Source organism: Ancylobacter novellus DSM 506 (assembly GCF_000092925.1).
GTDB lineage: Bacteria > Pseudomonadota > Alphaproteobacteria > Rhizobiales > Xanthobacteraceae > Ancylobacter > Ancylobacter novellus.
This window is the reverse complement of sequence record NC_014217.1, coordinates 2,120,992-2,145,684: the sequence shown is the minus strand read 5'-3', so window position 1 is coordinate 2,145,684 and position 24,693 is coordinate 2,120,992. Positions and strand designations below refer to the sequence as shown.

Annotated in this window: 26 protein-coding genes; 12 read left to right on the top strand and 14 right to left on the bottom strand. The window is 69.4% G+C overall.

Annotation, left to right across the window (positions count from 1 at the left end; genetic code table 11):
* Positions 1 to 15: 15 nt before the first annotated feature.
* The 3 genes from SNOV_RS10205 to SNOV_RS10195 all read right to left on the bottom strand — a co-directional run bounded on the left by SNOV_RS10205 (position 16) and on the right by SNOV_RS10195 (position 2,806).
* Positions 16 to 1,404, bottom strand: coding sequence for an FAD-containing oxidoreductase (locus tag SNOV_RS10205; RefSeq protein ID WP_013166843.1), 1,389 nt, complete (start codon positions 1,402 to 1,404; stop codon positions 16 to 18).
* Positions 1,404 to 1,862 (bottom strand): DUF4126 family protein, encoded by a 459-nt coding sequence (locus tag SNOV_RS10200; RefSeq protein ID WP_013166842.1) that lies wholly within the window; start codon positions 1,860 to 1,862, stop codon positions 1,404 to 1,406. Before SNOV_RS10200 ends, SNOV_RS10205 begins: the two co-directional genes overlap by 1 nt.
* 92 nt (positions 1,863 to 1,954) lie before the next feature.
* Complete coding sequence (locus SNOV_RS10195; RefSeq protein WP_013166841.1) at positions 1,955 to 2,806, bottom strand: DMT family transporter; 852 nt, start codon at positions 2,804 to 2,806, stop codon at positions 1,955 to 1,957.
* A 163-nt stretch (positions 2,807 to 2,969) separates the two neighbouring features.
* Between SNOV_RS10195 and SNOV_RS10190 the strand changes: the two genes are divergently transcribed.
* Positions 2,970 to 4,316: an aminotransferase-like domain-containing protein gene (locus SNOV_RS10190; protein ID WP_081441027.1), complete on the top strand. Its 1,347-nt coding sequence runs from the start codon at positions 2,970 to 2,972 to the stop codon at positions 4,314 to 4,316.
* An 11-nt stretch (positions 4,317 to 4,327) separates the two neighbouring features.
* On the opposite strand, the gene SNOV_RS10185 is transcribed toward SNOV_RS10190, so the two are convergent.
* Positions 4,328 to 4,681, bottom strand: a complete 354-nt coding sequence (locus tag SNOV_RS10185; RefSeq protein ID WP_013166839.1) for an Atu4866 domain-containing protein — start codon at positions 4,679 to 4,681, stop codon at positions 4,328 to 4,330.
* A 10-nt stretch (positions 4,682 to 4,691) separates the two neighbouring features.
* A complete protein-coding gene (locus SNOV_RS10180; protein ID WP_013166838.1) occupies positions 4,692 to 5,414 on the bottom strand; it encodes an SDR family oxidoreductase in 723 nt (240 codons plus the stop codon).
* 120 nt (positions 5,415 to 5,534) lie between these two features.
* Here SNOV_RS10180 and SNOV_RS10175 point away from each other — a divergent pair, with 120 nt between their 5' ends.
* Positions 5,535 to 6,437: a LysR family transcriptional regulator gene (locus SNOV_RS10175; protein WP_013166837.1), complete on the top strand. Its 903-nt coding sequence runs from the start codon at positions 5,535 to 5,537 to the stop codon at positions 6,435 to 6,437.
* A 30-nt stretch (positions 6,438 to 6,467) separates the two neighbouring features.
* Here the strand turns inward: SNOV_RS10175 and SNOV_RS10170 are convergent, their stop codons facing one another.
* Both SNOV_RS10170 and putA read right to left on the bottom strand, forming a co-directional pair.
* The gene (locus SNOV_RS10170; RefSeq protein WP_013166836.1) at positions 6,468 to 7,001 is read right to left on the bottom strand and encodes a MarR family winged helix-turn-helix transcriptional regulator; all 534 of its coding nucleotides are present in this window, start codon (positions 6,999 to 7,001) and stop codon (positions 6,468 to 6,470) included.
* A gap of 132 nt (positions 7,002 to 7,133) precedes the next feature.
* Positions 7,134 to 10,964, bottom strand: a complete 3,831-nt coding sequence (gene putA, locus SNOV_RS10165) for a trifunctional transcriptional regulator/proline dehydrogenase/L-glutamate gamma-semialdehyde dehydrogenase (RefSeq protein ID WP_013166835.1) — start codon at positions 10,962 to 10,964, stop codon at positions 7,134 to 7,136.
* A 295-nt stretch (positions 10,965 to 11,259) separates the two neighbouring features.
* Between putA and SNOV_RS10160 the strand changes: the two genes are divergently transcribed.
* Positions 11,260 to 12,288, top strand: coding sequence for an LLM class flavin-dependent oxidoreductase (locus tag SNOV_RS10160; protein ID WP_013166834.1), 1,029 nt, complete (start codon positions 11,260 to 11,262; stop codon positions 12,286 to 12,288).
* A 124-nt stretch (positions 12,289 to 12,412) separates the two neighbouring features.
* On the opposite strand, the gene SNOV_RS10155 is transcribed toward SNOV_RS10160, so the two are convergent.
* The 3 genes from SNOV_RS10155 to SNOV_RS10145 form a co-directional block, all read right to left on the bottom strand.
* The gene (locus SNOV_RS10155) at positions 12,413 to 13,324 is read right to left on the bottom strand and encodes a DMT family transporter (RefSeq protein ID WP_013166833.1); all 912 of its coding nucleotides are present in this window, start codon (positions 13,322 to 13,324) and stop codon (positions 12,413 to 12,415) included.
* 146 nt (positions 13,325 to 13,470) lie between these two features.
* Entirely contained in the window at positions 13,471 to 14,649 is a 1,179-nt protein-coding gene (locus SNOV_RS10150; protein WP_013166832.1) for an FAD-dependent monooxygenase, read from the bottom strand.
* A 15-nt stretch (positions 14,650 to 14,664) separates the two neighbouring features.
* Entirely contained in the window at positions 14,665 to 14,913 is a 249-nt protein-coding gene (locus SNOV_RS10145; protein ID WP_013166831.1) for a zinc-finger domain-containing protein, read from the bottom strand.
* Positions 14,914 to 15,253: 340 nt separating this feature from the next.
* On the opposite strand from SNOV_RS10145, the gene SNOV_RS10140 reads away from it, so the two are divergent.
* From SNOV_RS10140 to SNOV_RS10115, 6 genes are all read left to right on the top strand, one after another.
* Positions 15,254 to 16,240: a hypothetical protein gene (locus SNOV_RS10140; RefSeq protein ID WP_013166830.1), complete on the top strand. Its 987-nt coding sequence runs from the start codon at positions 15,254 to 15,256 to the stop codon at positions 16,238 to 16,240.
* Between the two features lie 12 nt (positions 16,241 to 16,252).
* Positions 16,253 to 16,612: a DUF4087 domain-containing protein gene (locus tag SNOV_RS10135; protein ID WP_013166829.1), complete on the top strand. Its 360-nt coding sequence runs from the start codon at positions 16,253 to 16,255 to the stop codon at positions 16,610 to 16,612.
* 86 nt (positions 16,613 to 16,698) lie between these two features.
* On the top strand, positions 16,699 to 17,451 hold the full coding sequence (locus SNOV_RS10130) for an alpha/beta fold hydrolase (RefSeq protein WP_013166828.1): 753 nt from the start codon (positions 16,699 to 16,701) through the stop codon (positions 17,449 to 17,451).
* Positions 17,452 to 17,662: 211 nt separating this feature from the next.
* A complete protein-coding gene (gene cysE / locus SNOV_RS10125) occupies positions 17,663 to 18,514 on the top strand; it encodes a serine O-acetyltransferase (RefSeq protein WP_013166827.1) in 852 nt (283 codons plus the stop codon).
* 85 nt (positions 18,515 to 18,599) lie between these two features.
* Positions 18,600 to 18,812, top strand: a complete 213-nt coding sequence (locus tag SNOV_RS10120; RefSeq protein WP_013166826.1) for a DUF3126 family protein — start codon at positions 18,600 to 18,602, stop codon at positions 18,810 to 18,812.
* A 6-nt stretch (positions 18,813 to 18,818) separates the two neighbouring features.
* Positions 18,819 to 19,349, top strand: a complete 531-nt coding sequence (locus SNOV_RS10115; protein WP_013166825.1) for a gamma carbonic anhydrase family protein — start codon at positions 18,819 to 18,821, stop codon at positions 19,347 to 19,349.
* Between the two features lie 294 nt (positions 19,350 to 19,643).
* Here SNOV_RS10115 and SNOV_RS10110 read toward each other — a convergent pair whose 3' ends face one another.
* Positions 19,644 to 20,297, bottom strand: coding sequence for a transglutaminase-like cysteine peptidase (locus SNOV_RS10110; protein ID WP_041782156.1), 654 nt, complete (start codon positions 20,295 to 20,297; stop codon positions 19,644 to 19,646).
* 264 nt (positions 20,298 to 20,561) lie between these two features.
* On the opposite strand from SNOV_RS10110, the gene SNOV_RS10105 reads away from it, so the two are divergent.
* Complete coding sequence (locus tag SNOV_RS10105; RefSeq protein WP_013166823.1) at positions 20,562 to 21,335, top strand: rhomboid family intramembrane serine protease; 774 nt, start codon at positions 20,562 to 20,564, stop codon at positions 21,333 to 21,335.
* 174 nt (positions 21,336 to 21,509) lie between these two features.
* Positions 21,510 to 21,941: a CBS domain-containing protein gene (locus tag SNOV_RS10100; RefSeq protein ID WP_013166822.1), complete on the top strand. Its 432-nt coding sequence runs from the start codon at positions 21,510 to 21,512 to the stop codon at positions 21,939 to 21,941.
* A gap of 278 nt (positions 21,942 to 22,219) precedes the next feature.
* Here the strand turns inward: SNOV_RS10100 and hisI are convergent, their stop codons facing one another.
* Positions 22,220 to 22,705 (bottom strand): phosphoribosyl-AMP cyclohydrolase, encoded by a 486-nt coding sequence (gene hisI, locus SNOV_RS10095; RefSeq protein ID WP_013166821.1) that lies wholly within the window; start codon positions 22,703 to 22,705, stop codon positions 22,220 to 22,222.
* A 16-nt stretch (positions 22,706 to 22,721) separates the two neighbouring features.
* The gene (folE, locus tag SNOV_RS10090; protein WP_013166820.1) at positions 22,722 to 23,360 is read right to left on the bottom strand and encodes a GTP cyclohydrolase I FolE; all 639 of its coding nucleotides are present in this window, start codon (positions 23,358 to 23,360) and stop codon (positions 22,722 to 22,724) included.
* A gap of 255 nt (positions 23,361 to 23,615) precedes the next feature.
* Here folE and SNOV_RS10085 point away from each other — a divergent pair, with 255 nt between their 5' ends.
* The gene (locus tag SNOV_RS10085) at positions 23,616 to 24,062 is read left to right on the top strand and encodes an iron-sulfur cluster assembly scaffold protein (RefSeq protein WP_013166819.1); all 447 of its coding nucleotides are present in this window, start codon (positions 23,616 to 23,618) and stop codon (positions 24,060 to 24,062) included.
* 153 nt (positions 24,063 to 24,215) lie between these two features.
* Here SNOV_RS10085 and SNOV_RS10080 read toward each other — a convergent pair whose 3' ends face one another.
* The gene (locus SNOV_RS10080; RefSeq protein WP_244412921.1) at positions 24,216 to 24,680 is read right to left on the bottom strand and encodes a hypothetical protein; all 465 of its coding nucleotides are present in this window, start codon (positions 24,678 to 24,680) and stop codon (positions 24,216 to 24,218) included.
* Positions 24,681 to 24,693: the final 13 nt, after the last annotated feature.

The following is a 24,693-nucleotide window of genomic DNA, read 5'->3' as shown; positions in this document are numbered from 1 at the left end:
CCGATCCGGTGGTAACTAGGTCGCGCCCGTGGCCGGCTGCATCTCCGCGAGCAGGGTCGGGATCAGCTCCGACACCGTCGGGTGGATCGGCACGGCGCGCTGGAAGATGGTGTAGGGCACGTCGGCATTGACGATGTCGAGCAGGCCGTGGATCGCCTCGTCGCCGCCGGTGCCGAGGATCGCCGCGCCCAATATGCGCTTGGTCTCGGCGTCGACCACGGCCTTCATGAAGCCCCAGGTCTCGCCCTTCTCCACCGCGCGGCCGACCCGCGTCATCGGCCGCTTGCCGATCAGGAGCGGCCGGCCGGTGGCACGGGCCTGCGCCTCGGTCATGCCGACGCGGCCGAGCGGGGGATCGACATAGAGCGCATAGGCGGGCACGCGCTCGCTCACCCGCCAGTCCTGCCCGTCGAGCAGGTTGGCGGCGACGATCTCGAAATCGTTGTAGGAGGTGTGGGTGAAGGCGCCGCGGCCGTTGCAGTCGCCGAGCGCGTAGACGCCCTTCACGCTGGTCTCGAGATAGTCGTCGACGGTGATGTAGCCGCGGGAATCGGTCGCGATCCCCGCCTTCTCAAGCCCGAGATCGTCGGTGTTGGGCCGCCGCCCGACCGCGACGAGCACATGCGAGCCGAGGATCTCCGGCGGCCCGTCGGTGCAGTCGACGCTCACCGCCACGCCGCGCTCATGCCTGGCGAAGCGGATGCATTCGGCGCCAAGGCGGAGATGGATGCCCTCGGCCTCCAATATCTCGCGGATGGTTGCCGAGACGTCCTCGTCCTCGCGGCCGATCAGCCGCGGCCCCTTCTCGATCACCGTGACCTCGGCGCCGAAGCGGGCGAACATCTGCGCGAATTCGAGCCCGATATAGGAGCCGCCGATCACCACCAGATGGTCGGGTACGGTCTTCATCTCGACCATGTCGCTGTTGGTGAGATAGGGGACTTCGCCGATGCCCGGCATGTCCGGCACCGCCGCCCGCCCGCCGACATTGATGAAGATGCGCTCCGCGCTCAGCGTCTCGCCGTCCACCTCGATCGCGTGCGGGCCGGTGAAGCGGGCATGGCCGCGGAACAGGGTGCAGCCCTCCATGCCGCCGAGCCAGCCTTCGACGCTGGCGCGGCTGTCCTGGATGACCTTCTCCGCGCGCGCCTGCACCGTGGCCATGTCGATGCCGGGCGCGCCGCTCAGCACCACGCCATATTCGGCGGCGCGCTGGGCCATGCGCGCGGCATAGGCGCTGGCCACCAGCGTCTTGGTCGGCTTGCAGCCGGTGTTCACGCAGGTGCCGCCGAAATGCAGCCGCTCGATCACCGCGACCTTCATGCCGGCGCCGGTGAGCCGGCCGGCCATGGACGGACCGGCCTGGCCGGCGCCGATGACGATGGCATCGAAGGATTGGGGCATCACGGCACCATGACGATGAGAGCGGCGCCGATGATCGCGACCGCATCCTCGATGATGGCGGCGGGCGGGTCCTTGCCGAAGGAGGCGGCGAGGCTGCCGCGCACCGAGCGCCCGCCCAGCGTGCCGATCACCGCGCCGATCGCGCCGAGGACCGCCCCGACAACGAGATTGCCACTGGCTGCCCCGAGGCACGCGCCGCACAACGCGCCGCTGACGATGCGGGTGCCGAACTGCACAGGCACGGTGCGGCTCGGGGTCGAGGGCAACTGGTCGGTGATGAGCTCGACCACGGCCAGCACCGTGAAGATCCACGGCGTCCAGGCATAGCCCATGAAGGCGAGCGGGCTGGCGGAAAGGTCGATCCAGCCGAGATAGGCGGCCCAGGCGACCGCCGCCGGGGCGGTCATGGCCCGAAGCCCGGCGACGACGCCGATCAGCAGTGCAAGCAGGTAGAGCATGCGGTCTCTCCGGGAGGGCGTGCGATCGGGGCCGGCCGCAGGATCATGTCCGATGTTGCTGCAGTGCGCCAGAAGCCGGCGGGCGATTGCGCTCAGGCGAAGCGCTTTGCGCCCGCGACGCAGAGGACGACGAGCCCGGTCGCGGCGATCATCGTCCAGGAGACCTGCTCCCCGACCAGCAGGCCGGCGAGCGCCAGGCCGAAGAAGGGCTGGAGCAATTGCAGCTGGCCGACCGCCGCGATGCCGCCTAGGGCGAGCCCGCGATACCAGAAGACGAAGCCGACCAGCATGCTGAACACCGAGACATAGGCGAGGCCAAGCCAGGCCGGTCCGCCGATCGGGCTCCACGAACTCGGCAGGGTGGCGATGGCGAGCGCCGCCATGAGCGGCAAAGCGAGGAGCAGCGCCCAGGAGATCACCTGCCAGCCGCCGAGGCGGCGCGACAGGCGCGCGCCCTCGGCATAGCCGAGCCCGCACAGGATGACCGCGCCGACCATGAGCAGGTCGCCGGTCAGCGAGGTCGGCACGCCATTGCCGAGCGCGAAGCCGGCGACCGTCGCCGCGCCGATCAGCGAGAACAGCCAGAAGGCGGGCTTCGGCCGCTCGCCGCCGCGCAGCACGCCGAACAGGGCGGTCGCCAGCGGCAGCAGGCCGATGAAGACGATGGAACGCGCCGAGGTGATGTGCTGGAGCGCCAGCGCCGTCAGCAGCGGGAAGCCGATCACCACGCCGACGGCCACCACGGCGAGCGACGCGACGTCCTTCCCCGCCGGCCGCTTCTGGCCGAGCGCGAGCAGCAGGGCGGCGCCGAGCAGGGCGGCGATGACGGCGCGCGCGGAGGTGAGGAACAGCGGCGTGAAGCCGGCCACGGCGATCCGGGTCGCCGGCAGGGAGCCGCTGAAGATGATCACGCCGATCAGGCCGCTCCACCATCCTCTCGCCACGACTCTCACTCCTTCGACCGATGCTTTCCGCTATCCGCGGGGAGGTGGCGGCGACAGGAACGCTCCCGTACTGTGGAGGGAAACAGTATGGCCGCACGGAGCAGTACAGTTGGTCGAGAGTGAAAGCCGCGCCCCGGAAGCGATGGGCCGCACCGAGACGGTGATGCAGGCGATCCGCCGCCGCATCGCCGGCCACGCGTTGGCGCCCGGCGACAAGCTGCCCTCGATCCGCAAGTTCGCGCGGGACATGGCGGTGTCGCCGTCCACGGTGGTCGAGGCCTATGACCGCCTCGTCGCCGAAGGGCTGATCCGCCCGCGCGCCGGATCGGGATTCTATGTGTCGGCCGCGATGGCGCCGGTCGCGCGCCCCGATGCGCTGCCGGAGGTCGAGCGCGCCGTCGATCCGTTCTGGGTGTCGCGGCAATCGCTCGATGGCGGGCGGGAGATGCTCCGGCCCGGCTGCGGCTGGCTGCCGCCGGACTGGATGCCGCTCGCCGCCATCCGGCGCGCGACGCGCGCGGCCGCGAAGACCGACGATGCGGTGCTGGTCGAGTACGGCTCGACCCGCGGATCACCGGCCTTGCGTCGCCTTCTGGTGCGCCAGTTCATGGCGCAGGGCATCGAGGCGGGGGCGGAGCAGGTCCTGCTGACGAGTTCCGGCACGCAGGCCATCGACCTGATCTGCCGTCTCCTGCTGCGGCCGGGCGACACGGTGCTGGTCGACGATCCCTGCTATTTCAACTTCCGGGCGCTGCTCCGCGCCCATGCAGTCCGGGTTGTCGGCGTGCCGTACACGCCCACCGGGCCGGATGTCGACCTGTTCGAGGAGGCGCTCGCGACGCATCGTCCGCGCCTCTATCTCACCAATTCCGCGCTCCACAACCCGACCGGCGCCAGCCTGTCGCCGCGGACGGCGCACCGGCTTCTCGCCGCGGCAACGGCGCACGATGTGACCATCGTCGAGGACGAGATCTTCGCCGATTTCGAGCCGGAGCCCTCGCCGCGGCTCGCCGCTCTCGACGGGCTGAACCGGGTGATCCGGATCGGCAGCTTCTCGAAGACGCTCTCCGCCTCGATACGCTGCGGCTTCATCGCGGCGCGGCCGGAGCTGGTGGACGGCCTCATCGAGCTGCAGCTGGCGACGGGGTTCGGCGGGCCGAGCCCTCTCGCCGCGGAACTCGTCTTCCGCACGCTGAGCGACGGCAGCTACTATAAGCATCTGGCCGGGCTCCGCAGCCGGCTGGTCAGGCGGCGCCGGGAGATGATCGCGGAACTGGCGAAGCTCGACGTCCACCCATGGACGCTGCCGCGGGGCGGCTTCTACCTCTGGTGCCGGCTGCCGCGGGCGACGGATGCGGCGGAGGTCGCGAAGTCCGCCTTGCGCGACGGGGTGGTGCTGGCCCCGGGAAACGTGTTCAGCGTGACCCAGAGCGCGACCGATTTCATGCGCTTCAACGTGGCGCAGATGAACGCCGACGTGCTGAAGCTGCTGCAACGGACGCTGGGGTGACCGGCACTGCCTCACTCCGCCCGGTGGAGGATCATGCCGCCATGGGGGAGGACGCCGTCGATGAACACGCCGTCGGCGGTGAAGCCGGTGTCGTCCCAGTAGAAGATCTCGTTGCCTGTGACCTCGTAGCGGCCACGATAGGCGCTCTCGCGCGTGCCGCGCGCCTCGTCATAGCGCCCGTTCGGCAGCAGCCGGTGGCGGACGCGGCGGTCGGCGGTGACCCAGAGGCCGACATAGGGATGACCGGGGGCGGCGGCTGTGGACTGCGTATCGGGGTTCATTTCCGAGCGGCCTTCCTGTGGCAGGGCAAGCGTGGAGGCGAGCAGCAAAACTGCGGCGGAGAGGCGAGGGAGGGCGAATTGCATGGCTTCCTCCTCACGCTGCGGTCGGGCGGACGACGATCTCGTTGACGTCGACGTCGTCCGGCTGCTCGATGGCGAAGCGCACCGCGCGGCCGATGGCGTCCGGCTTCAGGGCGATGGCGCGGTAGGTCTTCATCATCTCCGCGGCGGCGGGATCGGTGATGCTGTCGGCGAGCTCGCTCTCCACCACGCCGGGATGGATGCAGGTGACGCGGATGTCGCGGTTCTCCTGCCGCAGCCCGTCGGAGATGGCGCGCACGGCGAACTTGGTGGCGCAATAGACCGCCGCGGTCGGCACCACCGACAGCGCGCCGATGGAGGCGATGTTGATGATGTGGCCGGCACGGCGGGTGGTCATCTCCGGCAGCACGGCGGCGATGCCGTAGAGCACGCCCTTGATGTTGACGTCGACCATCCGGTCCCATTCCTCGACCTTGAGCGAGGCCATGAGCGACAGCGGCATGACGCCGGCATTGTTGACCATGACGTCGACGCGGCCGAAGGCTTGCCGTCCGGCCTCCGCGAAGGCGGCGACGTCGGCGCGGTTGGTGACGTCGAGCCGGCGGGTGACGACCTCCGCGCCGCCCGCCCGCAATTCCTGCGCGAGCGCTTCCAGTCGGTCGGTGCGGCGAGCGCCGAGCACCAGCTTTGCGCCGGCGGCGGCGAGTTCGCGGGCGATGCCGGTGCCGATGCCGCTGGAGGCGCCGGTAATGAGGACGACCTTGTCGAGAGCCATGTCCATCTCCGTTGTTGTGATGCCGCCGGGTCGTCCGGCGTGCTTGCAGGGAAGATAGACAGGCGCCATTGTCGCGATAATCACCCGGCGTATCGACAGACTGGAAAGCAAACATAACCAATGGAAGCAGATCTCGACGCGCTGGCGGTGTTCGCGGTGGTGGCGGAGGAGCGCAGCTTCCGCGCCGCGGCCGACCGGCTCGGCGTCACCCGCTCGGCGGTGAGCCAGACCATGCGCCGGCTGGAGGAGCGGCTCGGCATCGCGCTGCTCCAGCGCACCACACGCAGCGTCAGCCTCACCGAGGCCGGCGAGCGGCTCTTCACCGATGCGGCGCCGGCATTGGCGGAGATGAGGTCGGCGCTTGAGGCGGCCCGGAACCTGCGCGGTTCGCCGCGCGGCCAGTTGCGGCTCGCCGTCTCCTCGATCGCCGAGGATTTCCTGGCGGGACCCATGCTCGCCGCCTTCGCCGCGGCGCATCCGGCGGTCGAGCTCGACATCGTGGTAACGGACGAGGAGTTCGACATCGTCAGCGAGGGCTATGACGCCGGCGTGCGGCTCGGCGAGGTGATCGAGCAGGACATGATCGCCGTCCCGGTCTCCGGCGCGCAGCGGCAGATCATCGTCTGTGCGCCGGCCTATCTCGAGCGCCGGGGAGCACCCGCGCATCCGCGCGAGCTGGCCGCGCATCGCTGCATCGGCTGGCGCCCGGCACCGCGCGTCGCGCCTTATCGCTGGGAGTTCACCGAGGAGGGTAGGGAGTTCGCCGTCACCGTGGCGCCGGAGATCACCACGAACGACATGGCGTTGATGATCAAGCTCGCGCTGGCGGGCGCCGGCATCACCTGCGGTCTCGAAGAGAGCTTTCGGCCGTTTCTCGACTCTGGGCGGCTCGTGGCGGTGCTGGAGGCGTTCTGCCCGCCCTTCGCGGGGTTCTATCTCTACTACCCGAACCGCCGGAACATGGCGCCCAAGCTGCGCGCGCTCGTCGAGCACGTGCGGCGGGACGGGCGCCGGACGCCGTGACGTGCGCGCGCCGCGGCGGCCGTCCGTGGCTTATCGGCCGGACGGCGCGCTCGCATCGAGCGCGTCCCGCAGGGCGCAGACCTCGCCGCGCAGCCGCGTCAGCTCCTCGACATCCTGCCGGGCCGCCGATGTGAGCCGCTCGCGCATCGCCGCGGCGCCGGCATGCAGCTCCCGGCCCTTGGCGGTGAGGCGGATACGCACCTGGCGCTCGTCCTCGACGTCGCGCTCGCGGGTGAGCAGGCCGGCGGCCTGGAGCCGCTTGAGCACGGGCGTAAGGGTGTTGGATTCCAGCCGCAGCCGCTCGCCGATCTCGCCGACCGTGCGCCCGTCCTTCTCCCACAGCAGCACCATGGCGAGATATTGCGGATAGGTGAGGCCGAGCCGGTCGAGCACCGGCTTGTAGACGCGGTTGATGGCGTGCGAGGCCGAATAGATGGCGAAGCAGACGAAATCGTCGAGCCTGGGCTCGGCCTGATCGGGCGCGCGCTCCCTGTCGGTCGCCGCGGCGGCCGGAGCGGCGTCCGCGCGCGGGTCTTTGTCGATGGGGCGGCTATTCGCGATCATGGCGGTCTCCTTAAGGTCTCGGCCTCCTCCAAAGCAGTCGTAACAGATATAGGTCGCATGCGATATATCGCCATGGATGAGGCGCATATCAGCCATGCGAATGGGCAGGCGAGGGGGCGTGTGCCCCCTCGTTCAGCCGATGCTCATCAGGCTGGCATTGCCACCGGCGGCCGCGGTGTTGATGGAGGTTGCACCTTCGAGCATCAGGAGGTCGAGCGGGTACAACTCGCCGCGCGCGAGCGCGTCGGGATGCAGCCCGTGCACGAGCACGATCGGCCCGCCGCGGGCGGCGATCTCGCCGTTCAGCCGGTGCAGGGCATCGCTGTCGCCCTCGAACAGCACCGCATCGAACCGCGCGCTCGCGAGGTCGTCGGTTATGCCGACATGGCTCTCCAGCCCGGCGGGCAAAGCGGGGAGGTCGGTGCCCTCCAGCAGCACGCGGTTGCCGGTGGCGAGCACCGAGGCGATCTGCACCGCCAGCCCCCGCTCCGTCGCGGCAAGGCACAGTACCGTGCCGCGGGGCTTGAGCACATAGACGTTGCGCTCGCCGACCGGGCCGGAAAGTTCCGCCTTGTGGCCATAGGGCGAGGCGTCGAGCACGGCGCCGCACAGCGCGCGGGTGGCGGGATCGGAGACGAAGTCGGTCCAGAGCCGCGCCGGCTCCGGCGCGCCGGCGGCGGGCAGGGCGATGGACGGACGCACGCTCAGCAGGCGTTGCAGATAGAGCGGCCCGCCGGCCTTCGGCCCGGTGCCGGAGAGGCCGTGACCGCCGAAGGGCTGCACGCCCACTACGGCGCCGATGATGTTGCGGTTCACATAGACATTGCCTGCCTCGATGCGCGCGCCGACATGGGCGATGGTCTCGTCGATGCGGGTGTGCAGGCCGAAGGTGAGGCCGTAGCCGGTGGCGTCGATGGCGTCGATCAGCGCGTCGAGGTCGTCGCGGCGATAGCGCACCACATGCAGCACCGGGCCGAACACCTCGCGGTGCAGTTCGGCGATGTCGTCGATCTCGATGAGGGTCGGCGGCACGAAGGTACCGTGGCGCGTCTCCGCATCGAGCTCCAGCTGCTCGACGGGGCGGCCCGCCTTGCGCATGCGGGCGATGTGCGCCTCGATGGTCTCGCGCGCCTCGGCAGTGATGACCGGGCCGATATCGGTGGAGAGCTGCACGGGATTACCGACGGAAAGCTCCTTCAGCGCGCCGCGCAGCATCTCCAGCATGCGGTCGGCCACGTCCTCCTGCAGGCACAGGATGCGGAGCGCCGAGCAGCGCTGGCCGGCGGAATCGAAGGCGGAGGACAGCACGTCCGCCACCACCTGCTCGGCCAGCGCCGAGGAATCGACGATCATGGCGTTCTGCCCGCCGGTCTCGGCGATGAGCGGGATGACGCCGCCTTCCGGGCTCAGGCGTTCGGCGAGCTGGCTCTGGATGAGCCGCGCCACCTCGGTCGAGCCGGTGAACATGACGCCGCGTGTGCGGGCATCGCCGACCAGAGCCGCGCCGACCTCGCCGCCGCCGGGCACGAGCTGCACCGCGCCGGGCGGCACGCCGGCCTCGCGCAGGATCTCGACCGCCGCATGGGCGATGAGGGGCGTCTCCTCGGCCGGCTTGGCCAGCACCGCATTGCCGGAGGCGAGCGCGGCGGCGACCTGGCCGGTGAAGATGGCGAGCGGGAAGTTCCACGGGCTGATGCACACCACCGGGCCGAGTGGGCGATGCGTATCGCCGGACCAGCCCTTCAGTTGCGCGCCGTAATAGCGCAGGAAATCAACGGCTTCACGCACCTCGCCGATGGCGTTGGGGAAGGATTTTCCGGCCTCGCGCACGATGATGCCGATGAGCGCCGGCATGCGCGCCTCCATCAGATCGGCGGCGCGGGAAAGGCACTGGGCGCGCTCCTCCGGCGGCGTCGATTGCCAGATCGGCGCCGCGCCCTGGGCGATCTCCATGGCGCGGGCGACGGTCTCGGGCGTCGCTTCCTCCACCGTGCCGACCTGGTCGCGATGGTCGGCCGGGTTGAGCACCGGGCGGGCGACGCCCTCGGCCGGGCCGTCGCCGAGCAGCGGCACGGCTTTCAGCGGCACGGCGCTGCCGGCGAGCAGGGCGGCGGCGAGCGAGGCGAGGCGCTGCTCGTTGGAAAGGTCGAGGCCGGCCGAGTTGCGGCGCTCCTCGCCGAACAGGTCGTCCGGCGCAGCGATGCGCGGATGCGGCGCGCCCATCGGCTCGATGCGCGAGGCCGCGGCGACCGGGCTCTCGATCAGCTCGTCCACCGGCACCGCCTCGTCGGCGATGCGGTTGACGAAGGAGGAATTGGCACCGTTTTCGAGCAGGCGCCGCACGAGATAGGCGAGCAGCGTCTCGTGGGTGCCGACGGGGGCGTAGATGCGGCAGGGGCGGCCGAGCTTCTCGCGGCCGACGACCTCCTCATAGAGCGGCTCGCCCATGCCGTGCAGGCACTGGAACTCGTACTGGCCGGCATAGTAGTTGGCGCCGGCCATCTCCATGACGGCGGAGAGCGTCTGCGCGTTGTGGGTGGCGAATTGCGGGAACACGGCGTCGGGCGCCGCGAGCAGCTTGCGGGCGCAGGCGAGATAGGCGACGTCGGTGTGGACCTTGCGGGTATAGACCGGGAAGCCTTCCAGCCCGTCCACCTGCGCGCGCTTGATCTCGCTGTCCCAGTACGCGCCCTTCACCAGCCGCACCATGATGCGGTGGTTCGAGCGGCGCGCGAGGTCGATCAGGTAGTCGATCACATAGGGGCAGCGCTTCTGGTAGGCCTGGACGACGAAACCGATGCCGTTCCAGCCGCTTAGCGACTCGTCGAAGCAAAGTGATTCAAGCAGGTCCAGCGAGATCTCAAGCCGGTCGGCTTCCTCGGCGTCGATGTTGAGGCCGATGTCGTACTGCCGCGCGAGCTTCGCCAGCGTGACAACACGCGGCAGCAACTCATTGACGACACGGGAATATTGCGCGCGGCTGTAGCGCGGGTGCAGGGCCGAGAGCTTGATCGAGATGCCCGGCCCCTCATAGATGCCGCGCCCGGCCGAGGCCTTGCCGATGGCGTGGATCGCCTGCTCGTAATCGGCGAGGTAGCGGCGCGCATCGGCCTCGGTGGTGGCGGCCTCGCCCAGCATGTCGAAGGAATAGCGGAAGCCCTTCGCCTCCATGCGGCGCGAGTTCGCCAGCGCCTCGGAGATGGTCTGGCCGGTGACGAACTGCTCGCCCATCATCCGCATGGCGACGTCGACGCCCTTGCGGATCAGGGGTTCGCCGCCGCGGCCGATGAGGCGGGTGAGGGCGCCCGACAGGCCCGCCTCGCTGGAGGTCGTGGTCAGCTTGCCGGTGAGCACCAGGCCCCAGGTGGCGGCGTTGACGAAGAGCGAGGGGCTCTGGCCGACATGGGCGTGCCAGTCGCCATGGCCGATCTTGTCGCGGATCAGCGCGTCGCGGGTGGCGCGGTCGGGGATGCGCAGCAGCGCCTCGGCGAGGCACATCAGCGCCACACCTTCCTGGCTGGACAGCGAATATTCGTGGATCAGGCCCTCGACCGGGCCCTTCTGGCCCTTGGCGCGCAACGATTCCACGAGGGAACGGGCGCGCTCCTTCGCGGCCTCCGCCTTGGCTTCGGGCAAGCTGGCCGGGCCGATGAGCATGGGCACCGCCTCGGTCTCCGGCATGCGGTAGGCCGAGGTGATGCGGGCGCGCAGCACGCTTTGCGGCTGGATGGAGCGGGCGAAGGGCAGGAAGGGGCTCTCCTGCGGGGCGCTGCCGGCATCGGCGGCAAGCATCGCCGCCGTATCGGCGGCCACGGCCGGCATGCCGCGCTCGGTGCGTTCGACGGCAGCGATGAGCGCCTGCTTGACCAGCGCGTGCGGCGAGCGGCCCTCGCGCTCGGCGGCGGCCTTCAGCCGGGCGCGGAGCTCCTCGTCGATCTTCACGCCGATGGTGGTCGTGCTCATGTTGGGTTGCCCCTGTGCGGCTGGGATGGTGCGATGAGGTGTAACCTTTGTTATGGGAAGGTGCAACCTGATGGTTCTGTGCGCCGTCATGGCCGGGCTTGACCCGGCCATCCACGTCTTTCCGCGCCGACCAAAGAAGGCGTGGATGCCCGGCCCAGGGCCTGGCATGACGGCGTGAGGGTGACAGCGGTCCGGTGAGGCGATGGCCAGGTCCACCGCCCTCCGCCGCGGACCCGCCCCGGTCACAGAAAGGATACTCCTTGGCACCGCGCAGGCGCGTACCTACGTGACGGCGATGACCCGTCTCGCGCGCACCCCGCTTTCCGTTCTCGACCTTTCCTTCGTCGCCTCCAACGGCACCGGGCCGCAGGCGCTGTGGAGCACGGTCGAGCTCGCCCGCCATGTCGATGGCCTCGGCTACACCCGCTTCTGGGTCGCCGAGCATCACAATCTCCCCTCGGTCGCCTCCGGCGCGCCGGACGTGATGATCGGACAGATCCTCGCCGCCACCCAGCACATGCGCGTCGGCTCGGGCGGGGTGATGCTGCCCAACCATGCGCCGCTGATGGTGGCGGAGCGCTTCAAGGTGCTGGAAGGGCTCTATCCCGACCGGGTGGATCTCGGCCTCGGCCGCGCGCCCGGCACCGACCAGCTCACCGCCCATGCGCTGCGCCGCCGGCAGGACATCGACCCCGGCGACGATTTCCTCGACCGGCTGAAGGAACTGATGCTGTGGGACACCGGCGAGTGGCCGGCCGACCACCCCTATCGCAACATCAAGGTGATGCCGGTCGACGTGAAGCTGCCGCCGCTCTGGCTGCTCGGCTCCTCCGGCTACAGTGCGCGGCTGTCGGCGCAGATCGGCGTCGGCTTCGCCTTCGCGCATCATTTCGCCCAGCACGACGTGCTCGACGCCATGCTGAACTACCGCGCCGGCTTCCAGCCCTCCGACCGGCTGGCCGCTCCGCACGCCATCCTCGCTCTGGCGGTGGTCTGCGCCCCGACGGACGAAGAGGCCGAGTGGCTGGCGGGCAGCGTCGACCTCGCGCATCTCAGGCGGGCACGCGGCGACTATGGCCCGATCCCGACGGCGGAGGAGGCGGCCGCCTTCCCCTATAGCGACGCCGACCGCGCCTTCATCCGCCGCAACCGCGAGAAGGTGCTGGTGGGCGGGCCTGCAACGGTCGCCGCCGGGCTGGAGCGCTTCCTCGATTCGACGCTGGCGGACGAACTGATGATCGCCACCGCCATCCCCGACATGGCGGCGAAGAAGCGCTCCTACGAGCTGATCAAGGCGCTTCAGCAAGCGCCGGTGGCGGCCTGATTTTCCATTCCTGAAACAGCGTCATCCCGGACGGCCGTCAGGCCGATCCGGGATCGCATTGTCATTGGAGAGCGATCCCGGCTCAAGGGCTACGCCTTCGGCCGGGATGACGTCCAAAAGGCGGTCAGGCCGTCCCCCGCGCCGGGCGCGTCACCAGCCAGATGCCGAGCGCGATCGGCACGATGCCGGCTATGTCCAGCAGCGGCACCTGTTCGCCGAGCAGCAGCCAGCCGAAGAACAGGCCGAGCGGCGGCATGAGGAAGTGCAGGCTGGAGGCCGCCGTCGCGCTGGAGCGGGTGAGCAGGTAGAACCACAGCCCGTAGCCGCCGATCGACACCGCCACCACCAGGAAGGCGAGACCGCCGATGAGGTTGGCGGTGAGGTGGATGTCGGCCGGGTTCTCGGTGGCCAGCGCGAAGGGGATGAGCACGACCCCGCCGGCGAGGCACTGGATGGCGTTGCCGGTCCACACCCCGCCATGCGGGCGGAAATATTTGAAGGCCAGCGTGCCGGCCGAGAGCGACAGCACGCCGCCGGCGATCAGCAGCGTGCCGGCCAGCGTCTCATGCGCGCCGGCAAGCCGCGAGCGCAGCACGATCACCACGCCGACGATGCCGAGCGCGATGCCGAGCCATTTGCGCGGCGTCATCCTCTCGGCGAGCAGCGGCCCGGCGCCGAGCGCCACGATGAGAGGCAGCGACGAGGTGAGCACCGCCGTATAGGCGGAGGAGGTGAAGGTCAGCGCCGTCCAGTTCAGTCCGAGATAGATCGAGTTGTTGAGGATGCCGATGAAGATCAGCGCCCAGACGTCGCGCCGGCGCAGGCGGTGTCCGCTGTCCCAGACGGGGGCGATGATCAGCATGATGGCGCCGGCCAGCACCAGCCGGGCGGTGAGCAGCACCAGCGGCGGGCAGTCGGCGAGCGCCAGCTTGGCCCCGGCGAAGGCCGAGGACCACAGCACCAGGAACAGCCCGATGAGCAGCGGCAAAGGCAGCAGGGTGCGTGGCGCGACGAGCGCGCTTGATGCGGGTGGCATCGGCCATCTCCCGGGGAAGTTGATGACGGGAAGCTAGTCGATCACAGTTGGATCGGAAAACGAGATGTTTTCATGGCTTTCATTAGAAAACTCGATCTTTCGTGATCGCATCTCTTTGTGAACATCCGCCGGCGTGGCGAACCGCCTCACGGCGTCCAGTCATAGATCCAGCGGTAGCGCTCCAGCACGGCATCGCCGGGGCGGGCCCGCATCACCAGATCGCGCGCGAGCCGCGCCGGGCCGGCGAGATGGTAGATGCGATCCATGCCCCGCGCCGCCTTCTGCACGCGCGCGGTGCGGGGGAGGCGCAGCGCTTCATAGTGGCGAAGCGCGGCGGGGATTGTGGCGGAGTCGATCGCCGCCGTGCTTTTCAGCAAATCCGCCAGCACCACCGCATCCTCGATCGCCTGCGCCGCGCCCTGGGCGAGGAAGGGCGGCATGGCGTGGGCGGCGTCGCCGAGCAGCGTCACCGCGCCCGTGCCCCAGGCCGGCATCGGGTCGAGGTCGAACAGCGCCCAGCGCAGCCAGCGCTCCGGGGCGCCGATCAAGGCGAGGGCGTCGGCGCTCCAGCCGCTGTAATGCGCCAGCAGCTCCCCCGGCGCGCCTTCGAGATTCCAGCCATGCACCTCGCGTTCGTCCGGCGTCACGGCGACGAGGTTCACCGCCTCGCCGCCCTTCACCGGATAGGAGACGAGATGCGCACCGGGACCGAGCCAGAGCCGGGTGATCGGTCCGGCGAGGCGGGCGGGCAGGGCGCCCGCCGGCACGGTGGCGCGCCAGGCGGCGCGGTGGCGGAAGGAGGGTTTTGCTTCTGGATGAAGCTGCAGCCGTACCGCCGAGCGCAGGCCGTCGGCGCCGATCAGCGCGTCGGCATGAAGCCTCTCGCCGCAGCGGACGGCGACGCCGTCGCCTTCGGCCTCGAAGCCCTCGACCGCATGGCCGAGCTTCAGCGCGATGGCGGGGGTCTCGCGCACGGCGGCGAGCAGGGCGGAATGGAGATCCGCGCGGTGGATGACGAGGAACGGCCCGCCGAAGCGCGCTTCCGCCTGCGCCCCCATCGGCGCACCGGTGAGGCGGATGCCGCAGCGCCCGTCCATCACCTCGAAGGCTTCGGGGAAGACCGCGTTGGCGGCGACGCGCTCATAGACGCCGAGCGTCTTCAGGCAGCGCGTGGCGTTGGCGGCGAGCTGCACGCCGGCGCCGGCCTCCTCCAGCGCCTGCGCGCGCTCGACGATGGTCACGTCGAAGCCGGCCCGCGCCAGCGCGAGCGCGGCCGTGAGCCCGCCTATGCCGGCTCCGGCGACGAGGATGTGGCGTGCGGCCACGGCATCAGGCCGGGGTCAGGCGGCGGCCGGCGTCTCGTAGAGGGCGCCCGGCGGGGTCGATTCGGTGCCGTGCAGGTACGAATCGAATTTGTAGAGGGTCGAGCAATAGGGGCAGATGATCTCGTCGTCCGAGCCCATGTCGAGGAAGACATGCGGGTGGTCATAGGGCGGCAGGGCGCCGACGCACATGAACTCCTTCGCGCCGATGGAGATGCTCGGCACGCCCGCCGAATTATGGAAATGGGGAACGACGTGGCCCGCCATGATGTCCGCCTGTCCGCGCTCGCGTTGCAATCGGCCGGAACATAGCGGCACGAGCGGCCGGGTCCAAGGGGAGATGGCGCCGGCGCGGCGGGGCGGCAGGTCGCACCTCGCAAAGCGACGTATGACGCAGCGGGCCATCCCATCGCTTCGCCATATTGGTAAGGCATTGGGGAGTGGTCGCGGCGCAGGGGCGCCTGCGTGCTTCGAGGCCGGCCTTCCGGCCGGCACCTCAGCATGAGGGGTGGCGTTCTGGTTCTTCCCGGATCTCCTCATCCTGAGGTGCGAGCGCCAGCGAGCCTCGAAGGATGCACGACCGTTCCGCTTCCAACCTTTTGAGCCCATGTACCGCTTCCTCGCCGCCGCCGGTTTCCTGCTCGCCTTCGCCGGCGCGGCCCATTGGGTCGTGCCCATGGGTCGGCAGGCCTATCAGCTCGTCACCGCCCGCGACGACGCGGCGCGGATCGCCGACCTGCAGCTCGACGGCGTGCTGAACGAGGCACGGGTGGCGCAGGAGATCGACGCCGCGCTGAAGGCTGAGGACGGCGAGATGGCGGCGAGCTTCGTCGAGCTGGCCGAGGCGCGCGGCATTCCGGTCTCGGCCGGGCAGCGGGCGAGCGTCGCGCTCATCAACGCGCCGGCGGCGAAGATGGCGCGCGGGGCCGGGCGCTTCGGCAGGGGCTTCCTCACCGGCGAGGGCGAGGATCTCGCCGGTCTCGCCGGCGCAACGGCGAGCGACCTTACCGTCTGGGGCGATGTACGCGACCTCGGCCGCGAGGCGGTGCACTGGGCGCGCGGCGAGCCGGTGGACAAGCTGATGGTCGATCTCGCCGGCGTCGGCATCGTGGCGACGGGGGCGACCTATGCCGCCTTCGGCGCGCCGCTGACGCTGCGCGCGGGCCTTTCCGTGCTCAAGGGTGCGCGGCGGGCCGGCGTGGTCGGCGGGCGCTTCGCCGGCAATCTCGCGGCGGCGCTGCGCGGCGGCAGCCGGGGCGAGGTGGCGACGCTGGTCTCCGACCTCGGCGCCGCCGGGGCAAAGGCCGGCACGCGCGCGACCTTCGCCGGGCTGCGCCATGTCGACGACGCGGCCGGCGCGGCGCGGCTGCGCACGCTGGCGCAGGCCAAGGGCGGGCAGACGCTGGCGGTGGTGAAGACGCTCGGGCGTGGCGCGCTCTTCGTCACCGAGGCGATGGCCAGGCTCGCCTTCTGGGTCATGGCGGCGGTGGCGAACGTTATCGGCCTCATCGCCTCGTTCAATTCCGCCGTCGTCGCCATGCTCCGGCCCTTGTGGAAGAAGAAGCGCCGACGGATGCTGCCGGCACTGGCGTAGCAGGGGGCGGGGATGAAGGGTGCGTTGTTGGCGATGGCGGTCGGCCTGCTGGCGGCGACGTCTGCCGGCGCGGCGGAGAATCGCTGCGGCTGGTACGTCAACCCGACGCCGGGCAACTGGTACCTGACCGACCGCGACGGCGACTGGTGGATGCGCTCGCAGGGCGGCATGGAGGCCGAGGGCTTCGACAACGCGCCGGCGTTCGACGAGAAGCAGTATGTGAAGCTCCAGCCGAACGGCTACGGCTATGGCTGCGCCTGCCTCAGCGTCGACACCGACGCCGCCAATGGCAACATCACCCGCATCTATTCCGGCAAGATCCTGCCGCTCTCGCGCTGCCGGAACGACAAGGCGCTGAAGAAGCCGGAATAGCCGCCGAATGGCCGCTATGCGCGCGGCGATGCTTGGCAGGGCAGGGCGGGCTCATTAGCGTGCCGGCTCCCTGAACGGAGCGCGCCATGCCGACCTTCTCCCATGACGGTATCGACTTCGCCTATCTCGACGAGGGCGAGGGCGAACCGATCATCCTCGTGCACGGCTTCGGCTCGACCAAGGAGATCAATTGGGTCGGTCCTAGCTGGGTGACGACGCTGACCCGCGCCGGCCGGCGGCTGATCGCGCTCGACAATCGCGGCCATGGCGCGTCGGCCAAGCTCTACCAGGCCGAGCTCTATGACCCCTGGCTGATGGCGCGCGACGTCATCGGGCTGATGGACCATCTGCACCTGCCACGGGCCGATGTGATGGGCTATTCCATGGGCGGGCGTATCGGTGCCTGCGCCGCGCTGGAGGCGCCTGAGCGGGTGCGCTCGCTCATCCTCGGCGGGATCGGCATCCATCTGGTGGAGGGCGCCGGCCTGCCGCTGACCATCGCCGACGCGCTGCGCGCGCCGAGCCTTGCCGACGTCACCGACCCGACGGGCCGCATGTTCCGCGCCTTCGCCGACCAGACGAAATCCGACCGCGAGGCGCTGGCCGCCTGCATCGTCGGCTCGCGCCGCACGCTGAGCCGAGACGAGGTGAGGCGCATCGCGGTGCCGACCCTGATCGCGGTCGGCACGCGCGACCCCATCGCCGGCGCCGCCCGCCCGCTCGCCGAGCTGATCCAAGGCGCCAAGGCGGTCGACATCCCCGACCGCGACCACATGCTGGCGGTGGGCGACAAGGTGTTCAAGGAAGCGGTGCTGGCGTTCCTGAACGAGCGGGCGTGACCGTGCTGCGCGGGTTCGCGCTGGGAAACCTCAGCGAGTTGAATCCGTTGCGGTCGCGAGCTGAGAGAATGATTCCACCCGCGCCCGCCGCCGTGCCGCCATGCGGTCGCGGCGTAGGATCGGCTGCTGCGCTGTGCTACAAATGCCATCAACTCGGGACATTGCCGGCCCCTCATGCGCGGCCGGCGCAGGAAAACGCTGAAGAACGCTCATGGCACAGAATTCCCTGCATCGCGTCGAGGCGCCCGGACGGGCGCTCGACAAGGTCGATCCGGTCTGGTCGCGCATCCGCAAGGAAGCGGAAGAGGTGATCGCGCGCGAGCCGGCGCTGGCCAGCTTCATCTTCTCCACGGTGCTCTACCATTCCTCGCTGGAGGAGGCGGTCGGCCACCGCGTCTCCCAGCGCCTCGACCATGTGGACATGCCCGGCCATCTGATCCGGCAGGCGTTCCGCGAGGCGGCGAGCGAGGACCCCGAATTCGGCATCGCGCTGCGCGCCGACATCCTCGCCGTCTGCGACCGTGACCCCGCGACCGAGCGGGCGATCGAGCCGCTGCTCTATTACAAGGGCTTCCACGCCATCCAAACGCACCGCCTGGCGCACTGGCTGTGGAAGAACGGCCGCAAGGATTTCGCGCTCTATCTGCAGAGCCGCTCCTCCTCAGTGAACCAGGTCGACATCAACCCGGCGGCGCCGTTCGGGCGCGGCATCTTCTTCGACCACGCCACCGGCATCGTCGTCGGCGAGACCGCGGTGATCGAGGACGACGTGTCGATCCTGCAGGGCGTCACCCTCGGCGGCACCGGCAAGGAACATGGCGACCGCCACCCGAAGATCCGCCGCGGCGTGCTGCTCGGCGCCGGCGCCAAGGTGCTCGGCAATATCGAGGTGGGTCATTGCGCCCGCGTCGCCGCCGGCTCGGTGGTGCTGAAGCCGGTGCCCCCGCGCACCACCGTGGCGGGCGTCCCCGCCAAGGTGATCGGCGAGGCGGGATGCGCCCAGCCCTCGCGCAGCATGGACCAGATGTTCGAGGACCTGCCCTTCCTCGGCGACTCGATCTGAGCCGCGCCTCGCGGCTCACGCCGGTTGCGCCCGCGCCTCCGGCGTGGCAAGCCTGCCGCCCAACCAACATCGCGGGAGCATGACTTTGGAAAAGAAGGACCTGGAACGCGTCCAGACCTATATGCGGCGCCTGTTCAGCAACACCCAGCTGCGGGTCGTGGCGCGCCCGAAGAAGAAGGATTCGGCCGAGGTCTATCTTGGCGAGGAGTTCATCGGCGTCCTCTTCGAGGACAAGGAAGACGGTGACCTCTCCTATAATTTCCAGATGGCGATCCTCGACACCGACCTCGAGGACTGACCCTCGATGGCCATCTATGCGCTGGACGGGGTGGCGCCGGATCTGCCGGCGCTCGGCCGCTTCTGGATCGCCCCGACCGCCGAGATCATCGGCAACGTGCAGCTCGGCGACGAGGCGAGCGTGTGGTTCGGCTCGGTGATCCGCGGCGACAATGAGCGGATCACGCTCGGCGACCGGGTGAACATCCAGGAAAACTGCGTCCTGCACACCGATCCCGGCTTCCCGATGACCATCGGGGCGGACTGCACCATCGGCCACAAGGCGATGCTGCATGGCTGCACCATCGGCGAGAACAGCCTGATCGGCATGGGCGCCACCCTGCTGAACGGCGCGAAGATCGGCCGCAACTGCCTCGTCGGCGCCGGCGCGCTGGTGACCGAGGGCAAGGAATTCCCGGACAATTGCCTCATCGTCGGGGCGCCGGCGAAGGTGATCCGCACCCTCGACGAGACGATGGAGACGCGCATCCACGGCACCGCCGCGCATTATGTGCGCAACTGGCGGCGCTTCGCCGAGGGGCTGCGGAAGATCGATTGAGCGCTGCGCCTTCGTCGACCTGAATGTCTCTTCCCTGGATCGACCTCATCCTGGTGCCCGGCGTTTAGCCGGGCCTCGAAGGATGCTCGTCCGGGTGCGGTGTAACGAGCATCCTTCGAGGCTCGCTGCGCTCGCACCTCAGGATGAGGGCCTACTTGAAAACTTAACGTCGTCATGGCCGGGCTTGGCCCGGCCATCCACGCCTTCAGTACCGCTTGAAGCGCCCGGGAAGTCGTGGATCCCCGGGACAAGCCCGGGGACGACGGTCTGACTAACGGAGCGGCGCGTCGGCGCTCAATACCGACCCACCGTGAGCGGGGCCAGCACGTCGCCGAGCGAGACCCATTTGTCGCCGTCGTCCTGCGCCTGGCGCTTGACGAAGCGGTAGCCGGTCTCGTGCCACAGCAGCACCGCTGCTTCCTGGTTGTCCAGCACCAGGTCGCCGCGGTCGGTGACCACGGTGAGCACGGCGTGGCCGTCGCCCTTGTGGTCGCGCACCACGGTGACCAGCAGCGTGTCGGCCGGCCAGCCGAGCCCGATCAGCGTGCGGCGCTTCAGCAGGACATAGTCCTCGCAATCGCCATAGCCGTCGGCCGGGTAGGCCCAGCGCTCTACCTCGCCGTAATGGTCGAGGTCGGTCATCGGCTCGATGCGCCGGTTCACGTCCTCGTTCACCTGGCGCAGCTGGGCGAAATTGGCCTCGGTGAGCACCACCTTGCCGCCATCCGCATGACCGGACGGGCCGGCGCCGCAGTCGCGTGCGTTCTCGGTGCAGAACCGGGCATAGCCGATCGGCACGCCGGTATTGGCGCCGACCGCCATGTTGGCGGCGAAGCTCGTGAGCATCGCCACCTGTTCCTTCGCCTCGACCGGCGCAGTGCCCATAAGAGCTCCCGCCAAGATCGTCGCTCCTACCGCGAGGAGGGCCCGTTCGAGCCTCTTTTTCATCGCGTACCTCATCCGTGTCTATGGATGAGATCATAGAGGCGAGGTTTTTATTCTCGTCTAAGCGATGACGAAGATTCGTCACAACGCTGGACAGCAAATGTTAATATGTCTTTTTATTGACGTTAACCACGCCAATAGGCAAACTGTTCATCACGCGAATTAAGCCGCCGGCAACGCCTCCGTGCCAATGGCGGCGGCGCGCTGCGACCTTGCCGCAGCCGGCCGTGGCTTGCCGCGGCGCACGCGGCAGCCTATGTGATCGGCGTGCTCGAACCACCCCGCCTTGCCCGCGACCGACGTGAGCCGATCCTCAACGTGCCGGCGGTGATCACCGTGCTGGCGGCGGTGATGCTTCTCATCCAGGCTGTGCGCGACTTCGTCGATCCCGACACCGGGGTCGAGATCCTGGCGCTGTTCGCCTTCATTCCTGCCCGCTTCGATCCCTCCGTGCTGGCGGAGGGCGTGCTGCCCGGCGGCGTGGCGGCGGATGTGTGGACCTTCGTCACCTATGCCTTCCTGCATGGCGGCTGGAGCCATGTCGGGCTGAACCTCCTGTGGATGCTCGCCTTCGGCACGCCGGTGGCGCGTCGCTTCGGTACGGTGCGGTTCCTCCTGTTCTTTGCCGTCACCGCGGCGGCGGGGGCGGGGCTGCATCTTCTCACCCATGAGGGCGAGCTGGTGCCGATGATCGGTGCCTCGGCGGCGGTGTCCGGCTTCATGGCGGCGGCGCTGCGCTTCATGTTCGCCCATGAGGGCTATGCCGCCTGGCGGCCGGACATGATGGAGCAGGCCGTGCACTATCCGGCTGCGCCGCTCATGGTCGTGCTGCGCGACCGGCGGGTGATCGGCTTCGTGGCGGTGTGGTTCGCCATCAACCTCGCCTTCGGCCTCGGCGCCCCGGCTGGTCTGGTCGACGGCAGCGTCGCCTGGCAGGCGCATATCGGCGGGTTCATTGTCGGCCTGCTGCTGTTCCCGCTGTTCGACCCCGTGGGCCGCACGCCCGACGACCGGCTCTATTCGCGCCAACGCAACAGCTAAACAGCGGTGGACTGAGCACCTGCCGTAAATAGGTCCGCTTCCGGGCCTATTGCTTGCCGCTGCGTTACAGCCGATCATTCACCCATAGGCGCCTCCGCCGGCGGCGGGGAGCCGAGAAGAGCGGGCGGCGGATGCGCTCCGGCCGGCCCGCCTACGCTGGGAAGGAGGCATGGCATGACGGTTCGGAGCATTTTGGACGAGAAGGGCCACGAGGTTCAGACCATCGGGCCCGAGGCCACGCTGCGGGAGGCGGCGACTCTGCTCGCCACCAAGCGCATCGGCGCCATCGTGGTGACCGACCCGGAGCGCCGGGTGGTCGGGATCATCTCCGAGCGCGACGTGGTGCGCGTGATCGGCAATGACGGGCCGGCCCGGCTCGACGATCCGGTGTCGTCGGTGATGACCTCGAAGGTCGTGACCTGCGACGGCAACGAGACCGTCCACCAGATCATGGAATCGATGACCGCGGGACGCTTCCGTCACCTGCCGGTGGTGCAGGACGGCAAGCTTGTCGGCATCATCTCGATCGGTGACGTGGTGAAGCATCGCGTGGCCGAGATGGAGCGCGAGAGCCATCAATTGCGCGAGTACATCATGACGGCGTGAGGGCGCCGTGCGGAGGCGGGCATCCTTCGAGGCTCGCCTTCGGCTCGCACCTCAGGATGGGGTCGCTCTTTTGCGTTCAGCAACGCACCTCATGCTGAGGTGCTCGGGCAGCGCCCGAGCCTCGAAGCACGCAGGCGGCGTCTTAACCCCCTCTCCCCGTGGGGGAGAGGGTTGGGGTGAGGGGGCTCTTCGGCTCCGCAGTCGCGTCACCCCTCACCGACCCGCTTCGCGGGCCACCTCTCCCCAACGGGGAGAGGAAAGAGCTATGCGGCGTGTCCTCAAAACCGCGGCGTGTCGGTCTTCTTCGGCGCGCCGTAGACCTCGACCGGGTCGAAGCGGCGGAGATTGTCGTTGAAGGTCAGCTTCAATTCCGACGAGGGCGCCGCGCCGAGCGGCACCGAGCGGTAGAAGCAGGAGCGCCGGCCGGTGTGGCAGGCCGCGCCTGGTCCTTCGAGGCGCACCCGTAGCACCACCGCGTCCTGGTCGCAGTCGATGCGCAACTCGACCAGCTTCTGGACGTGGCCGCTTTCCTCGCCCTTCTTCCACAGACGGCCGCGCGAGCGGCTGAAATAATGCGCCTCGCCGGTCTCGATGGTGAGCGCGAGGGCGGCGGCGTCCATATGCGCGACCATGAGCACCGTGCCGTCGTCGGCGTCCACGGTGACGGCGGTCAGCAGCCCGTCGGCGTTGAACTTCGGGGAGAGGCGGTCGCCTTCTTCGTTCTCGGCCTTCGAGCCGCGCGGGGCAAAGGGGGCGTCGGTCACGATGATCAGCGCAGGCTCAAGGACGCATGCCGCGCAGCAGGCTCATGAAGCGCACCTGCTCCTGCGGGTCGTCGCGGAACACGCCGGTGAACTGCGAGGTCACGGTGGAAGCGCCCTGCTTGCGCACGCCGCGCATGGCCATGCACATGTGCTCGGCCTCGAGCAGCACGGCGACGCCGCGGGGCTTCAGGATCTCGTCCATCGCCGTGACGATCTGCGAGGTCAGGTGCTCCTGCGTCTGCAGGCGGCGGGCGAAAAGATCGACGATGCGGGCGATCTTCGACAGGCCGACCACGCGCTCGACCGGGAAATAGGCGACATGCGCCTTGCCGACGAACGGCACCATGTGGTGCTCGCAGTGCGAATAGAATTCGATGTCGCGCACCAGCACCATGTCGTCGAAATTGCCGATCTCGCCGAAGGTGCGGTCGAGGATCTTCTCGGGATTGGCGCGGTAGCCGCTGTAGAGCTCCTCATAGGCGCGCACGACGCGCTTGGGCGTGTCGAGCAGGCCTTCCCGGCTCGGATCGTCGCCGGCCCAGGCGATCAGCGTGCGCACGGCCGCCTCGGCCTCCTCGCGGGAGGGACGGCGGGCGGCGGAGGCTTCGACTTCGTTCTGGGCACTACGCATCAGCGACTTAAGCACGGCATCCATGACGAACTCCGTTCGACGGCGCATTCTCGACCGGGCGCCGAAGTGTCACCGGTTCAACTCGCCATGCGCCAATGCCCGTCACGGATCACGACGCACTTCGATCCTGACCGTCACGCGAAAGTGCCGCAAGCCACATTGCCTTGCTTTCGCGTGCCGGCCACCCTTCCTATATAAGCCAGCACGGGCGGGCTGCAATCGGGCGGCGGGGCGCCTTTGCGCTTACGAACGCCGGACAGACGGTGACGGACAGTTGGCATGCTGAACGAAGTCTATAATCGCCGCATACTTGAACTGGCTGCGGATATACCACGGCTCGGGCGCCTTGCCTCGCCCGACGCGTCGGCAACCGCGCATTCCAAACTTTGCGGCTCCACCGTCACCATCGACCTCGTCATGAAGGACGGGGTGGTGGCCGATTTCGCCCATGAGGTGCGCGCCTGCGCGCTCGGGCAGGCGTCGTCCTCGGTGATGGGCGCGCTGGTGGTCGGCTCGACGCCGGCCGAGCTGCGCGAGGTGCGCGAGGCCATGCGCAAGATGCTCAAGGAGAACGGCCCGCCGCCCGGCGGACGCTGGGCCGAGCTCGCGGTGCTGGAGCCGGTGCGCGACTACAAGGCGCGCCACGCCTCGACCATGCTGACCTTCGACGCCGTGGTCGACGCGGTCGACCAGATCGAGGCGCACGCCAAGCAGGCGGCGGAGTAGGAACGGCTGCCGCATCTGGGGACGAGCATCCTTCGAGGCCCGGCTGCGCCGGGCACCTCAGGATGAGGCTGCTCTCGATGAGGAGGTTTCCTCATGCTGAGGTGCTCGGGCAAAGCCCGAGCCTCGAAGCACGCAGGCGCGGAGCAGGGCGCCTCACCGCTCGGTGAAGAAGGTGAACAGCACCTCGCCCTTCGCCCCGGTCAGGCAGAGGAAGCGGTTGGCGGAATCGGAGCGGTCGCGTTGGATATAGGCCTCGCCCATGATCACGCCCTTGACCGGCGTGTCGCCGAGCTTGGCGTCGGCCTGCGCGATGGTGAGGCCGTCTATGTCGATATAGATGTCGTCGACCGAGGGCGAGCGCTGCTTCAGCTTCTTCAGCGCCTCGGCCTTGCAGGCGGCGACGCGCTGCATGTCGGGATCGACCTCGGGGGATTTGGCGGCGGAGGCGTCCGGCTGGGTGCCGCCGGGCGGGCCGGGCGGCGCCTTCTGCTCGACGGGCGCTGGTTGGGGAGCGGGCTGCGGCGCGGGCGGGGCCTGCTGGGCGAGAAGCGGACCCGCGCCGAGCAGGCTGAGGAGAGCCGCGCATCCAAGCGTAAAGTGCCGGCAGGCCGTCATCATCATCCCCTCCGTT

Excerpts from the sequence above, each read along its gene's own strand:
- SNOV_RS10110 (WP_041782156.1), bottom strand. The coding sequence starts at position 20,297 with ATGAAAAAGAGGCTCGAACGGGCCCTCCTCGCGGTAGGAGCGACGATC.
- SNOV_RS10135 (WP_013166829.1), top strand. The coding sequence starts at position 16,253 with ATGAAGGGTGCGTTGTTGGCGATGGCGGTCGGCCTGCTGGCGGCGACG.
- SNOV_RS10180 (WP_013166838.1), bottom strand. The coding sequence starts at position 5,414 with ATGGCTCTCGACAAGGTCGTCCTCATTACCGGCGCCTCCAGCGGCATC.
- SNOV_RS10140 (WP_013166830.1), top strand. The coding sequence starts at position 15,254 with ATGTACCGCTTCCTCGCCGCCGCCGGTTTCCTGCTCGCCTTCGCCGGC.
- SNOV_RS10130 (WP_013166828.1), top strand. The coding sequence starts at position 16,699 with ATGCCGACCTTCTCCCATGACGGTATCGACTTCGCCTATCTCGACGAG.
- SNOV_RS10160 (WP_013166834.1), top strand. The coding sequence starts at position 11,260 with ATGACCCGTCTCGCGCGCACCCCGCTTTCCGTTCTCGACCTTTCCTTC.
- SNOV_RS10100 (WP_013166822.1), top strand. The coding sequence starts at position 21,510 with ATGACGGTTCGGAGCATTTTGGACGAGAAGGGCCACGAGGTTCAGACC.
- SNOV_RS10145 (WP_013166831.1), bottom strand. The coding sequence starts at position 14,913 with ATGGCGGGCCACGTCGTTCCCCATTTCCATAATTCGGCGGGCGTGCCG.
- SNOV_RS10080 (WP_244412921.1), bottom strand. The coding sequence starts at position 24,680 with ATGATGACGGCCTGCCGGCACTTTACGCTTGGATGCGCGGCTCTCCTC.
- folE (WP_013166820.1), bottom strand. The coding sequence starts at position 23,360 with ATGGATGCCGTGCTTAAGTCGCTGATGCGTAGTGCCCAGAACGAAGTC.
- SNOV_RS10185 (WP_013166839.1), bottom strand. The coding sequence starts at position 4,681 with ATGCAATTCGCCCTCCCTCGCCTCTCCGCCGCAGTTTTGCTGCTCGCC.
- SNOV_RS10155 (WP_013166833.1), bottom strand. The coding sequence starts at position 13,324 with ATGCCACCCGCATCAAGCGCGCTCGTCGCGCCACGCACCCTGCTGCCT.
- SNOV_RS10200 (WP_013166842.1), bottom strand. The coding sequence starts at position 1,862 with ATGCTCTACCTGCTTGCACTGCTGATCGGCGTCGTCGCCGGGCTTCGG.
- SNOV_RS10085 (WP_013166819.1), top strand. The coding sequence starts at position 23,616 with ATGCTGAACGAAGTCTATAATCGCCGCATACTTGAACTGGCTGCGGAT.
- SNOV_RS10170 (WP_013166836.1), bottom strand. The coding sequence starts at position 7,001 with ATGATCGCGAATAGCCGCCCCATCGACAAAGACCCGCGCGCGGACGCC.
- SNOV_RS10175 (WP_013166837.1), top strand. The coding sequence starts at position 5,535 with ATGGAAGCAGATCTCGACGCGCTGGCGGTGTTCGCGGTGGTGGCGGAG.
- SNOV_RS10190 (WP_081441027.1), top strand. The coding sequence starts at position 2,970 with ATGCAGGCGATCCGCCGCCGCATCGCCGGCCACGCGTTGGCGCCCGGC.
- SNOV_RS10115 (WP_013166825.1), top strand. The coding sequence starts at position 18,819 with ATGGCCATCTATGCGCTGGACGGGGTGGCGCCGGATCTGCCGGCGCTC.
- cysE (WP_013166827.1), top strand. The coding sequence starts at position 17,663 with ATGGCACAGAATTCCCTGCATCGCGTCGAGGCGCCCGGACGGGCGCTC.
- SNOV_RS10205 (WP_013166843.1), bottom strand. The coding sequence starts at position 1,404 with ATGCCCCAATCCTTCGATGCCATCGTCATCGGCGCCGGCCAGGCCGGT.
- putA (WP_013166835.1), bottom strand. The coding sequence starts at position 10,964 with ATGAGCACGACCACCATCGGCGTGAAGATCGACGAGGAGCTCCGCGCC.